The sequence below is a fragment of the Ruegeria sp. YTSA064 genome, from assembly GCF_059610325.1.
The window spans coordinates 78,559-93,462 of record NZ_JBXWNK010000011.1 but is presented as its reverse complement, the minus strand read 5'-3'; the positions used below and the strand labels follow the sequence as shown (position 1 = coordinate 93,462).

General features: G+C 55.9%; 19 protein-coding genes. 9 read left to right on the top strand and 10 right to left on the bottom strand.

Going from position 1 to position 14,904, the window contains the following annotated elements; all coding sequences use genetic code 11:
* Window positions 1-12: 12 nt before the first annotated feature.
* From AC2FI7_RS16930 to AC2FI7_RS16920, 3 genes are all read left to right on the top strand, one after another.
* Complete coding sequence (locus tag AC2FI7_RS16930; RefSeq protein ID WP_496816283.1) at window positions 13-660, top strand: MSMEG_1061 family FMN-dependent PPOX-type flavoprotein; 648 nt, start codon at window positions 13-15, stop codon at window positions 658-660.
* Between the two features lie 65 nt (window positions 661-725).
* Window positions 726-1,520 carry a lytic murein transglycosylase gene (locus tag AC2FI7_RS16925; protein WP_029622007.1) on the top strand — a complete coding sequence of 265 codons (795 nt, stop codon included), beginning with the start codon at window positions 726-728 and terminating at the stop codon, window positions 1,518-1,520.
* A 197-nt stretch (window positions 1,521-1,717) separates the two neighbouring features.
* Window positions 1,718-2,629: a hypothetical protein gene (locus tag AC2FI7_RS16920; protein WP_496816281.1), complete on the top strand. Its 912-nt coding sequence runs from the start codon at window positions 1,718-1,720 to the stop codon at window positions 2,627-2,629.
* Here AC2FI7_RS16920 and AC2FI7_RS16915 read toward each other — a convergent pair.
* Together AC2FI7_RS16915 and AC2FI7_RS16910 are read right to left on the bottom strand one after the other, a co-directional pair.
* Window positions 2,545-2,985 (bottom strand): heme-dependent oxidative N-demethylase subunit alpha family protein, encoded by a 441-nt coding sequence (locus AC2FI7_RS16915; RefSeq protein WP_496816280.1) that lies wholly within the window; start codon window positions 2,983-2,985, stop codon window positions 2,545-2,547. The two genes, AC2FI7_RS16920 and AC2FI7_RS16915, sit on opposite strands and share 85 nt — an antisense overlap.
* Window positions 2,973-3,410, bottom strand: a complete 438-nt coding sequence (locus tag AC2FI7_RS16910; RefSeq protein ID WP_496816279.1) for a heme-dependent oxidative N-demethylase subunit alpha family protein — start codon at window positions 3,408-3,410, stop codon at window positions 2,973-2,975. Before AC2FI7_RS16910 ends, AC2FI7_RS16915 begins: the two co-directional genes overlap by 13 nt.
* Window positions 3,411-3,534: 124 nt before the next feature.
* Between AC2FI7_RS16910 and dddP the strand changes: the two genes are divergently transcribed.
* Window positions 3,535-4,878: a dimethylsulfonioproprionate lyase DddP gene (gene dddP, locus AC2FI7_RS16905; protein ID WP_029622004.1), complete on the top strand. Its 1,344-nt coding sequence runs from the start codon at window positions 3,535-3,537 to the stop codon at window positions 4,876-4,878.
* A gap of 3 nt (window positions 4,879-4,881) precedes the next feature.
* On the opposite strand, the gene AC2FI7_RS16900 is transcribed toward dddP, so the two are convergent.
* Window positions 4,882-5,076 carry a hypothetical protein gene (locus AC2FI7_RS16900; RefSeq protein WP_010442067.1) on the bottom strand — a complete coding sequence of 65 codons (195 nt, stop codon included), beginning with the start codon at window positions 5,074-5,076 and terminating at the stop codon, window positions 4,882-4,884.
* A gap of 255 nt (window positions 5,077-5,331) precedes the next feature.
* Here AC2FI7_RS16900 and AC2FI7_RS16895 point away from each other — a divergent pair, with 255 nt between their 5' ends.
* On the top strand, window positions 5,332-6,546 hold the full coding sequence (locus AC2FI7_RS16895; RefSeq protein WP_010442066.1) for a bifunctional alpha/beta hydrolase/OsmC family protein: 1,215 nt from the start codon (window positions 5,332-5,334) through the stop codon (window positions 6,544-6,546).
* A 12-nt stretch (window positions 6,547-6,558) separates the two neighbouring features.
* Here the strand turns inward: AC2FI7_RS16895 and AC2FI7_RS16890 are convergent, their stop codons facing one another.
* The 6 genes from AC2FI7_RS16890 to AC2FI7_RS16865 all read right to left on the bottom strand — a co-directional run bounded on the left by AC2FI7_RS16890 (window position 6,559) and on the right by AC2FI7_RS16865 (window position 9,549).
* On the bottom strand, window positions 6,559-6,837 hold the full coding sequence (locus AC2FI7_RS16890; RefSeq protein ID WP_120981142.1) for a hypothetical protein: 279 nt from the start codon (window positions 6,835-6,837) through the stop codon (window positions 6,559-6,561).
* 239 nt (window positions 6,838-7,076) lie between these two features.
* Complete coding sequence (locus AC2FI7_RS16885) at window positions 7,077-7,427, bottom strand: hypothetical protein (protein ID WP_010442064.1); 351 nt, start codon at window positions 7,425-7,427, stop codon at window positions 7,077-7,079.
* Between the two features lie 10 nt (window positions 7,428-7,437).
* Window positions 7,438-7,995 (bottom strand): hypothetical protein, encoded by a 558-nt coding sequence (locus AC2FI7_RS16880; protein ID WP_010442063.1) that lies wholly within the window; start codon window positions 7,993-7,995, stop codon window positions 7,438-7,440.
* Window positions 7,996-8,134: 139 nt separating this feature from the next.
* On the bottom strand, window positions 8,135-8,722 hold the full coding sequence (locus AC2FI7_RS16875; protein ID WP_010442062.1) for a biotin transporter BioY: 588 nt from the start codon (window positions 8,720-8,722) through the stop codon (window positions 8,135-8,137).
* A 75-nt stretch (window positions 8,723-8,797) separates the two neighbouring features.
* Window positions 8,798-9,220: a DUF6314 family protein gene (locus AC2FI7_RS16870; RefSeq protein WP_010442061.1), complete on the bottom strand. Its 423-nt coding sequence runs from the start codon at window positions 9,218-9,220 to the stop codon at window positions 8,798-8,800.
* Window positions 9,217-9,549 carry a hypothetical protein gene (locus tag AC2FI7_RS16865; RefSeq protein WP_010442060.1) on the bottom strand — a complete coding sequence of 111 codons (333 nt, stop codon included), beginning with the start codon at window positions 9,547-9,549 and terminating at the stop codon, window positions 9,217-9,219. The genes AC2FI7_RS16870 and AC2FI7_RS16865 overlap by 4 nt, the downstream gene beginning before the upstream one ends.
* 88 nt (window positions 9,550-9,637) lie before the next feature.
* Here AC2FI7_RS16865 and purB point away from each other — a divergent pair, with 88 nt between their 5' ends.
* The 4 genes from purB to AC2FI7_RS16845 all read left to right on the top strand — a co-directional run bounded on the left by purB (window position 9,638) and on the right by AC2FI7_RS16845 (window position 14,029).
* Entirely contained in the window at window positions 9,638-10,942 is a 1,305-nt protein-coding gene (gene purB, locus AC2FI7_RS16860) for an adenylosuccinate lyase (RefSeq protein ID WP_010442059.1), read from the top strand.
* Between the two features lie 374 nt (window positions 10,943-11,316).
* Window positions 11,317-11,859 carry a tetratricopeptide repeat protein gene (locus AC2FI7_RS16855; RefSeq protein ID WP_010442058.1) on the top strand — a complete coding sequence of 181 codons (543 nt, stop codon included), beginning with the start codon at window positions 11,317-11,319 and terminating at the stop codon, window positions 11,857-11,859.
* Window positions 11,860-11,925: 66 nt separating this feature from the next.
* Entirely contained in the window at window positions 11,926-13,020 is a 1,095-nt protein-coding gene (locus AC2FI7_RS16850; RefSeq protein ID WP_496833515.1) for a flagellar motor switch protein FliG, read from the top strand.
* Between the two features lie 85 nt (window positions 13,021-13,105).
* Window positions 13,106-14,029 (top strand): lysophospholipid acyltransferase family protein, encoded by a 924-nt coding sequence (locus AC2FI7_RS16845; RefSeq protein WP_170473356.1) that lies wholly within the window; start codon window positions 13,106-13,108, stop codon window positions 14,027-14,029.
* Here AC2FI7_RS16845 and AC2FI7_RS16840 read toward each other — a convergent pair whose 3' ends face one another.
* Window positions 14,030-14,731 (bottom strand): DUF1223 domain-containing protein, encoded by a 702-nt coding sequence (locus AC2FI7_RS16840; RefSeq protein ID WP_496816273.1) that lies wholly within the window; start codon window positions 14,729-14,731, stop codon window positions 14,030-14,032.
* Window positions 14,732-14,904: the final 173 nt, after the last annotated feature.

Below are 14,904 nucleotides of genomic sequence, written 5' to 3'. Positions count from 1 at the left end.
GGAGGAACGCGCATGCCCGTCGATGCTTCACCTTTTTCAGAGTTCGCAAGTCTCGTGACCTCAGAAGCCGAACTCGAACAGATTTGCGGGCACCCCCTGCCTCAGATCATCGACAAAGAACTTCCGGCGCTGGATCAGATGTGCCGTGACTTTATCGCAACCTCACCTTTCTGCCTCATCGCGTCGGCGAACCCGTCCGGCTATCTAGATATTTCTCCGCGTGGGGACCCGGCAGGGTTCACATTCATCATTTCTGACACGGTGATCGCCCTGCCCGACCGCCCCGGAAACAAGCGCGTAGATACCTTTCACAACGTTCTGAAGGACCCGCGCGTTAGTTTGATCTTCTTAGTCCCCGGAAAAATGGAAACGCTGCGGCTTCGGGGCACCGCTAGGATTTGTGCGGATTCTGAACTGCTTTCTACCATGGCTGTAGGAGGTCACATGCCCAAATTGGCATTGTTGATCCATGTCGACACCGTTTTTGCGCATTGCCCCAAATGCATCATCCGTTCGAACCTGTGGCAGCCAGAGGAATGGCCGGATTCTTCGCATCTTCCCAATATGAACGCGATGATGGTCAAGCATGCCAAGATCGATAAAACCCCGGACGAGTGGTTCGAAACCCTGAAAACCACAGGTGAACTTGATCTGTATTAAACCGCTTTGCCCGACAGCGATCAAAGCTTAGGCTGAAGCAGTTAATCTGCAATCGGATTTCCTTCATGCTTAGAATTTGCACCTGCGTTGCTATCGCTATTCTCATGCCCTCGATGGCGTTCACGGCCCCATGCGGTAATACCGGTAGCGGATTTGAGGCTTGGAAAGCCGACTTCGCCAAAACGGCCAAGCGTGCGGGGGTGAAAAAGAAAGGCCTGCAGGCATTGGCGCAGACCCAATACGCGACCCGCACCATTGCAGCTGATCGCAATCAAAAAAGCTTCAAATACTCGCTGGACAAGTTCATGAAAATTCGCGGAGCGGATACCATCGTCGCGCGGGGACGTAAGCGTAAGGCGCGCAACCCGCAATTCTATGCTGCTCTGGAGCGCCAATACGGGGTGCCCGCGGGTGTTCTGATTGCCATCCACGGCATGGAAACCGGCTTTGGTAACTTCATGGGCGACAGCCAGGTTGTTTCCGCAATCACAACATTGGCCTATGATTGTCGCCGATCCGAGTTCTTTATCCCGCATGCCATTGGTGCGCTAAAATTGGTCGATCAAGGAAGCGTCACGATGGCGACAAAAGGGGCAAAACATGGCGAGCTGGGTCATACGCAATTTTTGCCTGGCAATGCTTTGACCTATGGCGTGGACGCAACGGGTGATGGTCGGGTCGATTTCTACAACATGACCGACGCCCTTGCCTCAACTGCAAATTTCTTACGTAAGAATGGGTGGAAGCCAGGACGTGGCTACCAATCCGGCGAGCCGAATTTTGCGGTTATTCAACAGTGGAATGCCGCCACTGTTTATCAGCAATCCATCGCTATTATGGCCGCTCGAATCGACGGTTGAGTCGACCAACTTATCTGGCCCGGCAGATCCGATTTCAGCCACATTCTCGCCACATATATTAAAGAAAACCGCGTTTTTCTTGGTTTCCAAAGTGTAATCAATGATGGAAATCTCTGACTTTTTTGCATTTTCGTCAAAATTTGCACCATTTCGGTTGCTACATTGTTGTGAAGATTATTACGGCAAAGGAACATGCTGTGACTTCGAAGCATATGTACCACGGCGGTCTCCAGTTCGACGGCTCTGCGGATGGCGCGCTTGAACGCGTTTGCGATGTCGTATCCACCACACTCGCGGATTATGGCCATCTGGTCGAGCGCAAGACGCTTCTCAGCGCGTCCGAGGCTAGCATCGTCTGCAGCCAGTATCTTGTGCGTCTGACCCTTGATTCAGAATCCAAGGCAGTTGAACACAGCCACCATGAACGGATGGACAAAACTGCGGGTCTCAGAACCAAGGCGCGTCGTGTCGTAGCCCCCCCAGACAACCGGTTGACGATTACAATTTGTCCAGTTTCAAAGCTGCTTGATGATAGCGAAATTTCAGAGCTGATGCTGGTTGTGATGCTTTACCGCATGGTCGATATCTGTACGACCCGGCGGGTTGAATGGTTATCGCCCAATACAGTACTGACGATTGAACAATTCATGAGCGCGTTCGACTCGATCAGCCCCCGCAATTCCCGAAATCGTAAACAGATTTTCGAAGCGATCAGCGGTCCATTTGCCGGGCTCGACTTGCCCGATCCCAATCCAGTGCAATTGGATACCAAAACCCAGAGCAAGCCGCGCCCAATAAAGCTGAGCGATGACCAACTCCTCAGTATCGCGTTTCGCACTGAAACCGATCCGTCGCCGTCGGCAAACCTTTCTCAGGACAGCGCTGAGGAAACCGATCGCCCAAGCGATATCCTTAGGCTGACTAGTTGGGGCATGACAGGCGCGATTGCCAGCATATCTGCCCCGGTTGCCGTTTCCTTGGCGGCTGTCAATCTGATCCGCGGTGAGGACTTTCGCCTCAACACTCAGGTGTTGGCATTTACAACCGCGATTTTCAGCCTGAACCTTACAAATGCTTTTGGCGAGGTCGCAAGCGCCCTAGGCATGTAACCAAACGACCCAAGACCCTCCTTGGAAACCCCGCCATCAGGCGGGGTTTCCAATTCTAAGACCTGCTCCGCCACCATCACGTATGTGTGGATGGCAAATACCACCGCGCCTGTTTGTGGTAAACGCAAGAGAGTTTGTCGTTCGCTGCGCAGATACCGGGCGGTGTTTTCGTTCTGTGGCGCACGTCTTTGCGCAATACTGCGTGGCTGGAACAGTTCAGCGTCATGATACCAAAGCGCATTAAACCGCCACAGCGGGCGGTTCGGTTGAATCCCATCAAATAAACGCTGAACCCTACGTGCTATGTTTGCGTCGTAGACATCCACGGGTTCATGAATTCCGGTCAGTGGGCGCATGAATTTTTTTCGGACAACATCCAGCTTGCAGGAAAGCACAGGATCGCGCCTGTAAGTACATGCTCATCTCCGTGCTTCTGCAATATGCAGAAATCTTCCTGTACCAATTGGCAAAGCGTTTCCAACGGGTGGTCCCGATCAATTTCGACCTTGATCCCGTCTGGCCTAACAACTTGATCGGAAGCGCCCGGGTAGGCTTGCCTAAGAACCAATTCAAGCAACTCCTGCGCGGGCTTCGATGCTTCGGGGCTCAGGGCCAGAACATCTAACGTCCGCTCTTCCAACAAATCTGTCCGCCGTTGCATCTGAGCCGCAAAGGCATCGTCCTGGTGCAACCAGTTGTTAGGATCAGCCGGCTTGATCCCAGGTAGCGGGTTTGGGGCAAGCGGATTGTGGGGGATGGAATGCTGCAATATCTCCGTCATGACTGAGGCATAGCATCCCAAACTGGCTTTGCCGGTCAAAAAGCGACTTCTAGACAGTCGCAAACTTTCGAGACGTATCGTCTTTGGCTTTGCAGGCTGGGTTGACAAGCAGAAAGGCCCGCCCGTGAACACACCCTATCGCGACACCCGTAAGATTGATCCCACCAAGGGTACCACTCTCGGCGATGGAACCCCAAATGACAATGATCGGATCGAAATCGGACCGACCCAGCTGGCCTTTGATGAATGGACGGCAGCAGGGCTGAGCCTGCCCAATCTCGAACGGATGCGGGAATACCGCTGGTCGCGATTAACCCAAGCCATTGTGAAACGTGGCTGGGGTGGTGTCTTGCTGTTTGACCCCCTCAACATTCGCTACGCGACCGACAGCACCAATATGCAGCTTTGGAACACTCACAATCCGTTCCGGGCGGTGTTGGTTTGCGCAGATGGCTATATGGTCATCTGGGACTACAAAAACTCTCCTTTCCTGTCGAAGTTCAACCCGCTGGTGCGCGAGCAACGCTCGGGTGCGGATCTGTTCTATTTCGACCGGGGCGACAAAATCGATATCGCGGCGGATGTGTTCTCGAACGAAGTGCGCGTGTTGATCAAGGAACATGGCGGCGGAAATAAGCGACTTGGTGTAGACAAGATCATGTTGCACGGCCTGCGCGCGCTTGAGGCGCAAGGGTTTGAAGTTATGGAGGGGGAAGAGCTCACCGAGAAAACCCGCGCTGTCAAAGGCCCTGACGAAATCCTCGCCATGCGCTGTGCCAGCCACGCCTGTGAAACCGCGGTGGCCGAAATGGAGCGCTTCGCACGTGCCAATGTCGGGGATGGTAAGACCTCTGAGGATGACATCTGGGCTGTTTTGCATGCTGAAAATATTCGACGCGGAGGCGAGTGGATCGAAACCCGGCTTCTGGCCTCGGGCCAGCGTACCAATCCATGGTTTCAGGAATGTGGCCCACGTATCACGAGACAGAACGAGATCATCGCATTCGATACCGACCTGATCGGATCATACGGCATTTGCATCGACATTTCGCGCACATGGTGGATCGGCGATCAAAAGCCACGGCCTGACATGATTTATGCAATGCAGCACGCGCACGAGCATATCATGACCAATATGGAAATGCTGAAACCGGGCGTCATGATCCCAGAACTGACCGCAAATGCACACCGGCTGGACGACAAATTCCAGGCACAGAAATATGGTTGCCTGATGCATGGCGTGGGATTGTGCGACGAATGGCCTTTGGTGGCTTATCCAGACAAGGCGGTGGAAGGGGCCTATGACTACCCGCTTGAACCAGGAATGGTGCTGTGCGTCGAAGCGGCGGTTGGTGAGGTAGGTGGCGACTTCTCAATCAAGCTGGAAGATCAGGTGCTGATTACAGAAGACGGCTACGAAAACCTGACCAAGTATCCGTTCGACGCACAGTTGATGGGCGCAAACTAAGCGCTATTTCGACCAGTGAGATCGTTTGACGTTACCGTGCCAATCCTCGGGCGCGGTGATGATCTGTGTTTCTTGGGGCAAGGTGCTCAGTGGCCAGGTTTGCCCAAGCGCGAAACCGATTGCACCCGTCAGCAGGATCGCAATCAGTACTCCGGGACGAATTGCCGGACTCAGAGGTACAGGTGTCGAATGTGCCATTTTGGTCTCCACAGTGAGTCATTGGAATGACTATTAGTTGGGAGGCGACAGCAAATAAGTAAAATGAATATTTTTACGGCAACACATCACCATTTTTGATTTATTGGGCTCTTTGACGAAAATTGTAAAAGAACTTGGTGCCCAGATAAGATCACTTCCCGATCTCTCACCTTCCCGTGACGCAGCTGACACAAGGGTTGAGCCGCCCGCCCCCAGCGCACAGTATTGTCGAAACCTGACAACCTAGGAATAATCATGCCCACCGAACGCATTACCTTTGCCGGTCACGACGGCAGCCAACTGGCCGCGCGCCTGGATTTGCCAGACGGGCCGGTTCTGGCGACGGCGTTATTTGCACACTGTTTTACCTGCTCGAAAGACATTCCGGCAGCACGGCGAATTTCGGCGCGCTTGGCGGCGATGGGCATCGCGGTCCTGCGGTTCGACTTTACCGGCCTTGGTCACTCGGACGGCGAATTCGCCAATACGACATTCACCTCGAATGTCGAGGACCTGATCAAAGCCGCAGAATACCTTGCGGGCCGTAATATGGCACCGTCGCTTCTGATCGGCCATTCGCTTGGTGGCGCTGCCGTATTGCGAGCACGCGCAGGAATTCCGTCAATCAAAGCCGTGGTAACGCTCGGCGCACCCGCCGACCCCGGCCATGTGTCCCACCATTTCGAGGCCGCCTTGCCCGAAATCGAATCTCAAGGCAGCGCCGAAGTGTCGTTGGGAGGGCGTCCGTTCCGCATTGGCAAGGCGTTTGTTGAAGATATTTCAGAAACCGCGCTCACTCCGGCCATTGCTGAACTGAAAGCTGCCTTGCTGATCCTGCACGCACCACGCGACAGTACGGTCAGTATTGACAATGCCAGCACCATCTTCATGGCGGCAAAACATCCCAAAAGCTTTGTTACACTCGATAATGCCGACCACCTGATCACGCGTGCGCAAGATGCGGATTATGCGGCTGATGTCATCACCGCCTGGGTTTCCCGCTATGTCAAGCTGTGCCCTCCGGCCCCGCCACCTGGGGCACCAGAAGGTGTCGTCCGCGTGACCGAGGCAGACCCGTCGGGTTTTCTGCAGGACATTCAGTCGGGCCCGCGTCATCACGCGGTCGCGGACGAGCCCGCATCTTATGGTGGTTCGGATCGGGGCATGTCACCTTACGGGTTCGTGTCGTCCGGGTTGGGGGCATGTACCTCGATGACCATTCGCATGTATGCCCGCCGCAAGCGATGGCCGCTGACAGGTATCACGGTCGATGTCTGTCATGATAAAGTTCACGCGCAGGATGCCGGGCTTGCTAGCGAAGGCAAGGTCGATCAGTTTCGCCGTAAAATTCGGCTGGAGGGCCCGCTGGACGCGGATCAGAAGGCCAAGCTGCTGGAGATTGCCGACAAATGTCCTGTTCACAGAACTCTTGAAGGCTCGGCCCATATCACGACTGAACTTCTGCAGTAAATTGCGGTTGGATCAGGGCGCTTTCCAATCTGTCGAGTGCGTCTCTCGGCGTCTGGTAGCGCCAAGACCGCGCTTGACCCCACCGACAACAGAGATCGAATAGACGCATCCCCTCTGATCGAACGAAATCTCCATAAGGGCGTCGCGGATATCCTTTCCAAACGGTCCGCGTGGATGAGCGGCAAATCCAAAGTCGCCCATATCATCTTCGATCTCGTCCATAATATCTTCGGGTATGGCCCTGGCATTCAGGTTTATGCGAAACGGGTTCGGTAGACCGATATTGGGCACAATCAGGATACCGCAGAACGCGGCTGCAAAGGCTCTTAGCTGTTCTTAAGTCAGCATCGTCGACTCCTTTTGGCAAAGGTCGAGCGGGCTGTGACATTCGATGCGGTTGTTATTACGGAACTTCTAAATCAAGCCCGCCCAATTTGCACTCTATCACGGATTTGCAATTCGCATAATCTGTGGGGCCTAACGTGCCAATCCCCGATCGGGTCGGGGCTGACCAATCTGCCCCGAGTTCTTCAGCGACGTCTTGGAGACGGCCGATGGATCGGCGGCCGCGCCGCCGGGGGGCGCGCCACTGGGGGATGCGGGCGCGAAGGTGGTTTGGCGACTGGAGGTTTGGGCCGCTGCGGCGGGTTCGGGCGCACCGGGCGGTCAGGCCTGTCGGGTCTGTCGGGCCGATCAATATCCACGTCCACGTCTACATCGTGATCGTGGTAATAGTCATTCCACAGCATCGAATCGTAAAATGGGTCATAGCCGACGCCATACCCTACCCCGACCGTTACGCCATCGCAGGCTGACAATGTGAAGGTTGCAGCCCCCAGTCCCAGCGCCAAAACTGAGCGTTTTATCACTTTGCGTGTCATCCAGGCCTCCTTACTGCAAAGACCGGAACGACGCGAAAACGGCGTTCAAGGCATCAACATAAGACGGGTCGGCCCCGTCCCGCAGGATCGCAACCCCAATGGCCACACGGTCGCGCGGCAGGTCGATCACGGTGGCGGTAAAGTTCACTCCGCGCCCATCTCGATTGCCGGTGCCTCGAATAACCTGGGCAGGCCGCCCACCAATCCTTGTATCGCTCTTACTGGTCACGGTCGGGTCTTTGACGAGGAATTTGTCGATATCCTCAAGATAGCGCAGCCCGCCCTGAATGCTTGAAACCCGCGATGGTGAGACGAACCCCATCCAGACATTATCGTCAGTCACCGGTCTGATCCCCATGACGCGCGAAACCGCACGGGCATCGCCCAGATTGGTATCCTCGATCTCACGCGGGCCACCGGTGCGCAATGTCCAGAAGTCGGGAACCTCAAAGCGGAACAGGGCGCGCCCTTCATCGGTGTAGGTCACCGGTGTGTCGGCTTGCACAGGCGTTACAGCCAACCAAGTCACGGCACTTGCAGCAAGCGCCAAGCTTAACAAAATACGCATATCTCAATAACCTGATCAGTTTTCTGGTCTCAGGTTGCCCACGCAGATTGACTTTGTCCAGTATCCTATTCTGCAGACAATAAAAAACCCGCGCCCGGAAAGCTCCGAACGCGGGTGTGTCTTGCGCAAGAGCGCGCTATCAGGTGCGTGCGTCGCCCAGCAGCTTCCACAGACCGGGGATCAGCAGAGCGGCCAGCGCCAGCTTGATCGCGTCACCCAGCAGGAACGGTGTCAGACCCCATTCCAGGATCGGCTTGTCCCAGCCATACAGTTGACCCAGCCACAACAGGCCCGGCACGTAGATCAGCACATTGGCCAGTACCAACGCCAGCGCCAGCTTGCCAACCGAGCGATCCCAGCCGCGCGCGGCCAGTGCACCCAGCAGAATGGTCGCCATCAGGTAACCGACCAGATAGCCACCGGTGCCACCCATCATGTAGGTCAGGCCGAATTTTTCGGCCGAGGAACCCGCAAACACGTCAAAGCCCAGAGCGCCAACCAGCAGGTAACCCAGCATCGTGATCAGGCCAAGGCGCGCGCCATAAGCGGTGCCGATGGTCAGAACGGCGAATGTGCCCATGGTGATCGGAACCGGCCACATCGGCACTTTGATTTTGGCAGCAACAGCCAGAGCAACGATACCCAGGGCAACCAGAGCCACCTGCTTGACGCGCAGCGCCGTCCCCTCACGCGGGCCAAAAGCATTGGCCAATACGTTTGCGTTCATCTCATTTCTCCACATTCGGACTTATTTGCAACTGCAGCAATGCCCGTTCCGAAGCGTTGCTGCAAGATGATTACGCTATCGCAGCGCGTATTTGGTCTCCATTTCATAGGATTTTCGCGGTCCGGACACTTTCCAACGGACAGTCCAGCGCGGCCATCCCGAGAAATCATATACTGCATCATAGCTGTCTGGCGGGCAATCGTGGTGGTCCTCGGCGCGGGGCTGACCTAGCTTGAGTGCGTGAAAAAACCGGTCATCGTCGAAGTGAATGGCAATCTGATCCCCAGCATCATGCCAAAGGTATCGACGCGTTCCCGTCATTGCAGGCTGCCCCGGGATGCGAAGCGTGACCGTCTCGTCATACACCAACCCCAGCGCATCTTGCTGCAACTCTGCCTGACCATCCGCCTGAATGATATGGCCCGCGCGCTCATCCCGGATGAGGCGTGTCAGGCTCCAAACCCCTTGGAAATCCGCAATATTCCTGGGTAGGTTCACTTTACAAAGGTTCCGTCAGTCGTATTGCCTGCATCATCTACAAATCGGATCGTATCTCCGCTTTGCTCGACATCGTAGCAAGCCCAGATATCAGATGGCGGCCAGACCGAACAATATCGATCCTCACGCACAGCCCAGCGCCCCGCGCTTGGGCGACCTGAAAAGTACTGCGTGTGCATGCTGTCATCGAAGGTCTGGCTGATACCCTCACCGTAGTCGAGTTTCTTGCCCATGAGCGCCATCAGTATTTCATCCGCTGTCAGCCGCCGAAACTCTTCGGCGGATAAAATTCCCGGCCAAAGCAATAAAATCAGGGCAAACCGTCTCATCCCAGCACTCGCGCCTTGTTCCTTGGTCAATGCGCGGCTAAACCCCGCGCCAACGCCTCATCCCAATCACAAAAAGGTGCTGCCGCCAATGATTCCCCGCTATTCCCGCCCCGAGATGGTCGCCATCTGGTCGCCCGAGAGCAAGTTCCGCATCTGGTACGAGATCGAGGCCCATGCCTGCGACGCCATGGCCGATCTGGGCGTGATCCCGCGTGAAAACGCCGAGGCGGTGTGGAAAGCCAAGGACGTGGAATTCGACGTTGCCCGCATCGACGAGATTGAGGCCGTTACCAAGCACGACGTCATCGCCTTCCTGACTCATCTGGCCGAACATGTGGGCAGCGAAGAGGCCCGTTTCGTGCATCAGGGCATGACTTCCTCCGACGTGTTGGACACCTGCCTTAACGTGCAGCTCACCCGTGCCGCTGACATCCTGATCTCTGATCTCGAAGGCCTGCTGGCCGCCCTCAAGCGCCGGGCGATCGAGCACAAGAACACGATCCGCATCGGTCGCAGCCACGGCATCCACGCCGAGCCGACTACCATGGGCCTGACCTTCGCGCGTTTCTATGCCGAGATGGATCGCAACCTGTCCCGCATGCGCGACGCCCGAGCGGAAATCGCCACCGGCGCGATCAGCGGCGCGGTTGGGACCTTCGCGAATGTCGACCCGCAGGTCGAAGAGCATGTCTGCGACAAACTGGGTCTGGTGCCCGAGCCGATCAGCACGCAGGTCATTCCGCGCGACCGTCACGCGGCCTTCTTTGCCACGCTGGGCGTGATCGCCAGCAGCATCGAAAACATCGCCATCGAAATCCGCCACATGCAGCGGACCGAGGTGCTGGAAGGGGCCGAGTTTTTCTCGATGGGCCAAAAGGGCTCGTCGGCCATGCCGCACAAGAAGAACCCTGTGCTGACCGAGAACCTGACCGGTCTGGCGCGCATGGTGCGTGCAGCAGTGATCCCAGCGATGGAAAACGTGGCGCTCTGGCATGAACGCGATATCTCGCATTCCTCGGTCGAACGTATGATCGGGCCGGACGCCACCATCACTCTGGATTTTGCCTTTGCCCGCCTGACAGGGGTGATCGACAAGATGCTGATCTTCCCCGAGAACATGCTTGAAAACATGAACAAGTTCCCCGGCCTTGTGATGAGCCAGCGGGTTCTTCTGGCGCTGACACAGGCGGGTGTCAGCCGCGAGGATGCCTATTCCATGGTTCAGCGCAATGCCCTGAAAGTTTGGGAGCATCGCACCGACTTCAAAGAGGAACTGCTGGCCGATGCAGATGTCACCGCCGCGCTGAGCCCCGAAGAGATCGAAGAGAAATTCGATCTCAGCTACCACACCAAACACGTTGATACGATTTTCGCGCGCGTGTTCGGCGAATAAGTCCGGACCGGATTTAAGCAAGGCCCGGCCTGTTTGTTCAGGACGGGCCTTGTTTCTTTGCCAGATTGGCAAAACTCGGTTAATCTGCTGGCATCTTTTCCGCGAAAGGAAAACACGATGCTAAGAACTGCTCTATGTGCAATTGCTTTGATTTGCGCAGGCACCGCCGGGCTTGCTTGCAGCGGTCATGCAAAGCAAACCCAGTCCTGTGCGGAAGGCACGACATGGGACAGCGAAAGCCAAAGCTGCATGAAAATCGTCAATAGCTGACATTTTTATTTCCTGCTTGTGAATAAAAGCGATCTGTCAATCGTTAGCTTTTTTGTAGATCACGCTATGATTGTAACAAGTCACTTTGACAATGGAGTAGGAACATGCGTCTCGTACTAGCCTCGGCCATCGCTCTTCAGGCCTTTACCTTCGCACCCATGGCAATTGCTGCGGGTGGTGGTGATAGCAGCCCACCCAAGCCGACAAATACCACCAAGAAGTGCCTGTTTGGTCGGGTTTACGACGAGTCTGCAGGGCGCTGTGTTAAACCAGACAAATCCAAGTTCTCCGACGATCAGTTGTATGACGCCGTGCGTGAGTTGGCCTATGACGGGCAATATGAGAACGCGCAGGGCATTCTGCGTATCATGAACCAAGGTGACGATCGGGTGCAGACCTATTGGGGCTTCACCTATCGCAAAATGGGTGAGTTGGAACTGGCCAACACCTTCTATCAGAAAGCCATCGAAACCAACCCTGATAACATTCTCGCCCGTAGCTATATGGGTCAGGGCTTTGTCGCCGAGGGAAAGAACGAACTAGCCATAGCGCAATGGCGCGAGATCAAGGCGCGCGGCGGTGAAGGTACTTGGGCCGAAGCATCGCTGCGCGAGGCTATTCGCACCGGGCTGACCTATAGCTACTGAGTTTCAGGGTTTCTTTACCTGAGTCTACCTAAACTACCTGTAACGCAATATTGGCAATGCAGGCAGATGCAGGATACGAACCTAATGGTACAGATGTCGCCGGGTGCTCAGTCCTCGGCGGCCGACCAAGAGAACGACGCCCCACGCGTCGTGCCTCGCAATCTCAGCAATCGGGAAAAGGCTGCGGTTGTTGTACGGCTTCTTCTGAACGAAGGCGCGGATATCCCGCTTGAGGAACTGCCTGACCTGCTGCAGGAGCAGTTGACCCATCAACTGGGTCAAATGGGACTGGTTGACCGAGTGACGCTCGCCGCTGTCGCACAGGAATTTGCCGATGCGCTTGATGGTGTCGGTCTCTCATTTCCACATGGGTTGGCGGGCGCACTGGATGCCGTGAATGGCAAAATTGCACCGGCCACTGCTGCCCGGTTGCGCAAGGTGGCGGGGGTACGCCAGATCGGTGACCCATGGCAACGCTTGCGCGAGGTATCCGCAGAAGATCTGGCCGAGATGGCCAGAGCGGAAAGCACCGAAGTCGCAGCCGTCATGCTGTCAAAACTCGAAACCGCCAAGGCCGCCCAGTTGCTGGGCCACCTGCCCGGTCCCACGGCGCGGCGAATAACCTATGCGGTATCGAAAACCGCCAACGTGACGCCTGAGGCGGTTGAGCGGATTGGTTGGTCCTTGGCTGCTCAATTGGATCAACGCCCCGAGCCCGCCTTTCGGGACGGCCCGGGTAAGCGTGTGGGCGCGATCCTCAACCAGACCGCTGCGGCGACGCGTGATGGTTTGCTGACCGCACTGGATGAGGAGGACGCCGATTTTGCCAATACCGTCCGGCAATCGATCTTCATCTTTTCGCACGTGCCTTCCCGCATCCAATCCCGCGATATTCCTGCAATTCTGCGCAGCGTGGACCAACCTGTTCTTGTCACCGCACTTGCCGGGGCCAGCACCGACGAAGACCTTGCAACGGTCGAGTTCTTTTTGGCAAACATGTCCTCTCGCATGGCAGATAATCTGCGTGAAGAAATGGCCGAACGTGGCAAGGTCAAACAATCCGATACCGAGGATGCGATGTCTCAGGTCGTCGCCGCCATTCACGCCCTTCTGGACGAAGGCGCGATTACACTTGTCGAAACGGACGAGGCTGAAGAATAATCTGGCCCGGCGCGGCTACTTGTGATCGCACCATGAGGACTGTATGTCTGAGCGCGCAGTTCACAACACTCAGGTGTCCTTCCCCATGCCCGTCGAAAAGTCGGAACTGAGCCGCTTTGAGCTTGGAAAATACTACATCGCCAACTTGTTTCTGACAGGTGTGATCGGCTGTATGCGCCTGCTGCCATACGAGCGCCGTATCGGCGCAATGGGAGCAATTGTTCGCTGGCTTGCGCCTTTGGTCGGTTTCCGGACCCGTGTGCGCCGCAACCTGAAACTCACCTGCCCCGACTTACCCGAGGCCGAGGTCAAACGAATCTGCCGCGCCGTGCCCGACAATGCTGGACGCGCGATCATGGAGCATTTTTCGGCCGATGGATTCATTGATCGGCAAAGCAAGGCCAAAGTTTCTGGATCGGGTGTCCAGGCGTTTGATACCGCCGTCGCCGAGGGACGTCCGGTGATGATGATCACTGCGCATTTTGGTCATTATCTGGCAGCGCGCGTCGCTTTGCAGGCCCGCAGCGGTCGACCCATCGGCTGCCTTTATCGCCGCATGGCTAACCCGTACTTCAACGACATGTATGTCGAAGCATTCCATCAGACTGGTTCCCCCATGTTCGAACAGGGGCGCCGGGGCATGGTTGAGATGGTCAGGTCGCTCAAAAGCGGAGGTATTATCGCCATCGTATCCGATCTGCATGCGCATGGCGGCGAGGAGTTGACCTTTTTCGGCAAACCCGCCGTGACTTCGGTGCTGAACGCGGAACTTGCGATCAAGTACAAGGCCGTGCTGATCCCCTGCTATGCGGTGCGCCAACCCAATGGGATCGATTTTGACATCGTCCTGCACGACCCGGTCCCTCATACCGATGCCAAAAGCATGACCCAGTTCACCAATGACGATCTGGAGGCGATGGTGCGTCAACATATGGGGCAATGGTTCTGGATTCACCGCCGCTGGAAGGCCTGGCGTGGACTAGGCGTTCAACCCAAAGATATGCCTTGATTACTCGACTCTTGCCGCAGCGACGATCGGACCATGCTCTGTACGTTGGATCAGAACTACCGCCGGTAAATCCGATGACAGCGACGCAGTGAAGCTCTGCGGTGTTTGGCCATCCCAGTGACCGGCCACCTGCCAATTCTCAACGACATTCGCATAATCCAATTCGTGCCCAGCCAGCTCCCCACGCCGGATTGAGGCGTGACGCATCGGTGAGTACTGAACGACCCACACATCATAGGTTTCACCTTCCGCCAACTCGACCGGGACAACGTCCACAGTCAAGTCGTTAGCCGTACGCGTGGCGCTAACCTCGGCTTGGGATGCTGCGGTCTGGTGCGCGTCGATCAGCCGTTCCAACTCAAACGACTTTGCACCCACCACGTCCTGCTGACCGTTCACAACCATCTGAGGTGTATAAATCATCGTCCGCCCACCTTCGCGCGCATAGGCTCTCTGACGCTCCGTATGGTCGGGATCGGCATATTCGTCTTTCCACCCAATATAGTCCCAATAGTCCACATGCAGCGCAAGCCCGATCACATCATCCCGCTTGGCCAGATCATGCATGATCCTGTCCGCGGGCGGGCAGGACGAACACCCTTGCGATGTAAACAGCTCGACAACAACCGGATCATCCTGAGCGTCTGCTGAAACGGCAAGAAAAAGCGAAACAAACGCGGTCACGGCGGCTGATCTATACATTATCTCTCTCAGTTTTCGCGGAGTGCTCAACTGGTTTAGATCGAAACTGAAAAAACTGCCAATCAAGGTTTCTTGAGACCGAAACCTTCAATCTTCGGCAAAATGTGTGCAATGGTATACAATTTTACATTTATGCGACCCGTTGCACCTTGAAACAATGCGTGCCGTGATGC

Excerpts from the sequence above, each read along its gene's own strand:
- AC2FI7_RS16900 (WP_010442067.1), bottom strand. The coding sequence starts at position 5,076 with ATGGCACATTCGACACCTGTACCTCTGAGTCCGGCAATTCGTCCCGGA.
- AC2FI7_RS16880 (WP_010442063.1), bottom strand. The coding sequence starts at position 7,995 with ATGCGTATTTTGTTAAGCTTGGCGCTTGCTGCAAGTGCCGTGACTTGG.
- AC2FI7_RS16885 (WP_010442064.1), bottom strand. The coding sequence starts at position 7,427 with ATGACACGCAAAGTGATAAAACGCTCAGTTTTGGCGCTGGGACTGGGG.
- AC2FI7_RS16895 (WP_010442066.1), top strand. The coding sequence starts at position 5,332 with ATGCCCACCGAACGCATTACCTTTGCCGGTCACGACGGCAGCCAACTG.
- AC2FI7_RS16925 (WP_029622007.1), top strand. The coding sequence starts at position 726 with ATGCTTAGAATTTGCACCTGCGTTGCTATCGCTATTCTCATGCCCTCG.
- AC2FI7_RS16915 (WP_496816280.1), bottom strand. The coding sequence starts at position 2,985 with ATGCGCCCACTGACCGGAATTCATGAACCCGTGGATGTCTACGACGCA.
- AC2FI7_RS16875 (WP_010442062.1), bottom strand. The coding sequence starts at position 8,722 with ATGAACGCAAACGTATTGGCCAATGCTTTTGGCCCGCGTGAGGGGACG.
- AC2FI7_RS16845 (WP_170473356.1), top strand. The coding sequence starts at position 13,106 with ATGCCCGTCGAAAAGTCGGAACTGAGCCGCTTTGAGCTTGGAAAATAC.
- AC2FI7_RS16930 (WP_496816283.1), top strand. The coding sequence starts at position 13 with ATGCCCGTCGATGCTTCACCTTTTTCAGAGTTCGCAAGTCTCGTGACC.
- AC2FI7_RS16855 (WP_010442058.1), top strand. The coding sequence starts at position 11,317 with ATGCGTCTCGTACTAGCCTCGGCCATCGCTCTTCAGGCCTTTACCTTC.
- AC2FI7_RS16910 (WP_496816279.1), bottom strand. The coding sequence starts at position 3,410 with ATGACGGAGATATTGCAGCATTCCATCCCCCACAATCCGCTTGCCCCA.
- AC2FI7_RS16850 (WP_496833515.1), top strand. The coding sequence starts at position 11,926 with ATGCAGGATACGAACCTAATGGTACAGATGTCGCCGGGTGCTCAGTCC.
- AC2FI7_RS16840 (WP_496816273.1), bottom strand. The coding sequence starts at position 14,731 with ATGTATAGATCAGCCGCCGTGACCGCGTTTGTTTCGCTTTTTCTTGCC.
- AC2FI7_RS16865 (WP_010442060.1), bottom strand. The coding sequence starts at position 9,549 with ATGAGACGGTTTGCCCTGATTTTATTGCTTTGGCCGGGAATTTTATCC.
- purB (WP_010442059.1), top strand. The coding sequence starts at position 9,638 with ATGATTCCCCGCTATTCCCGCCCCGAGATGGTCGCCATCTGGTCGCCC.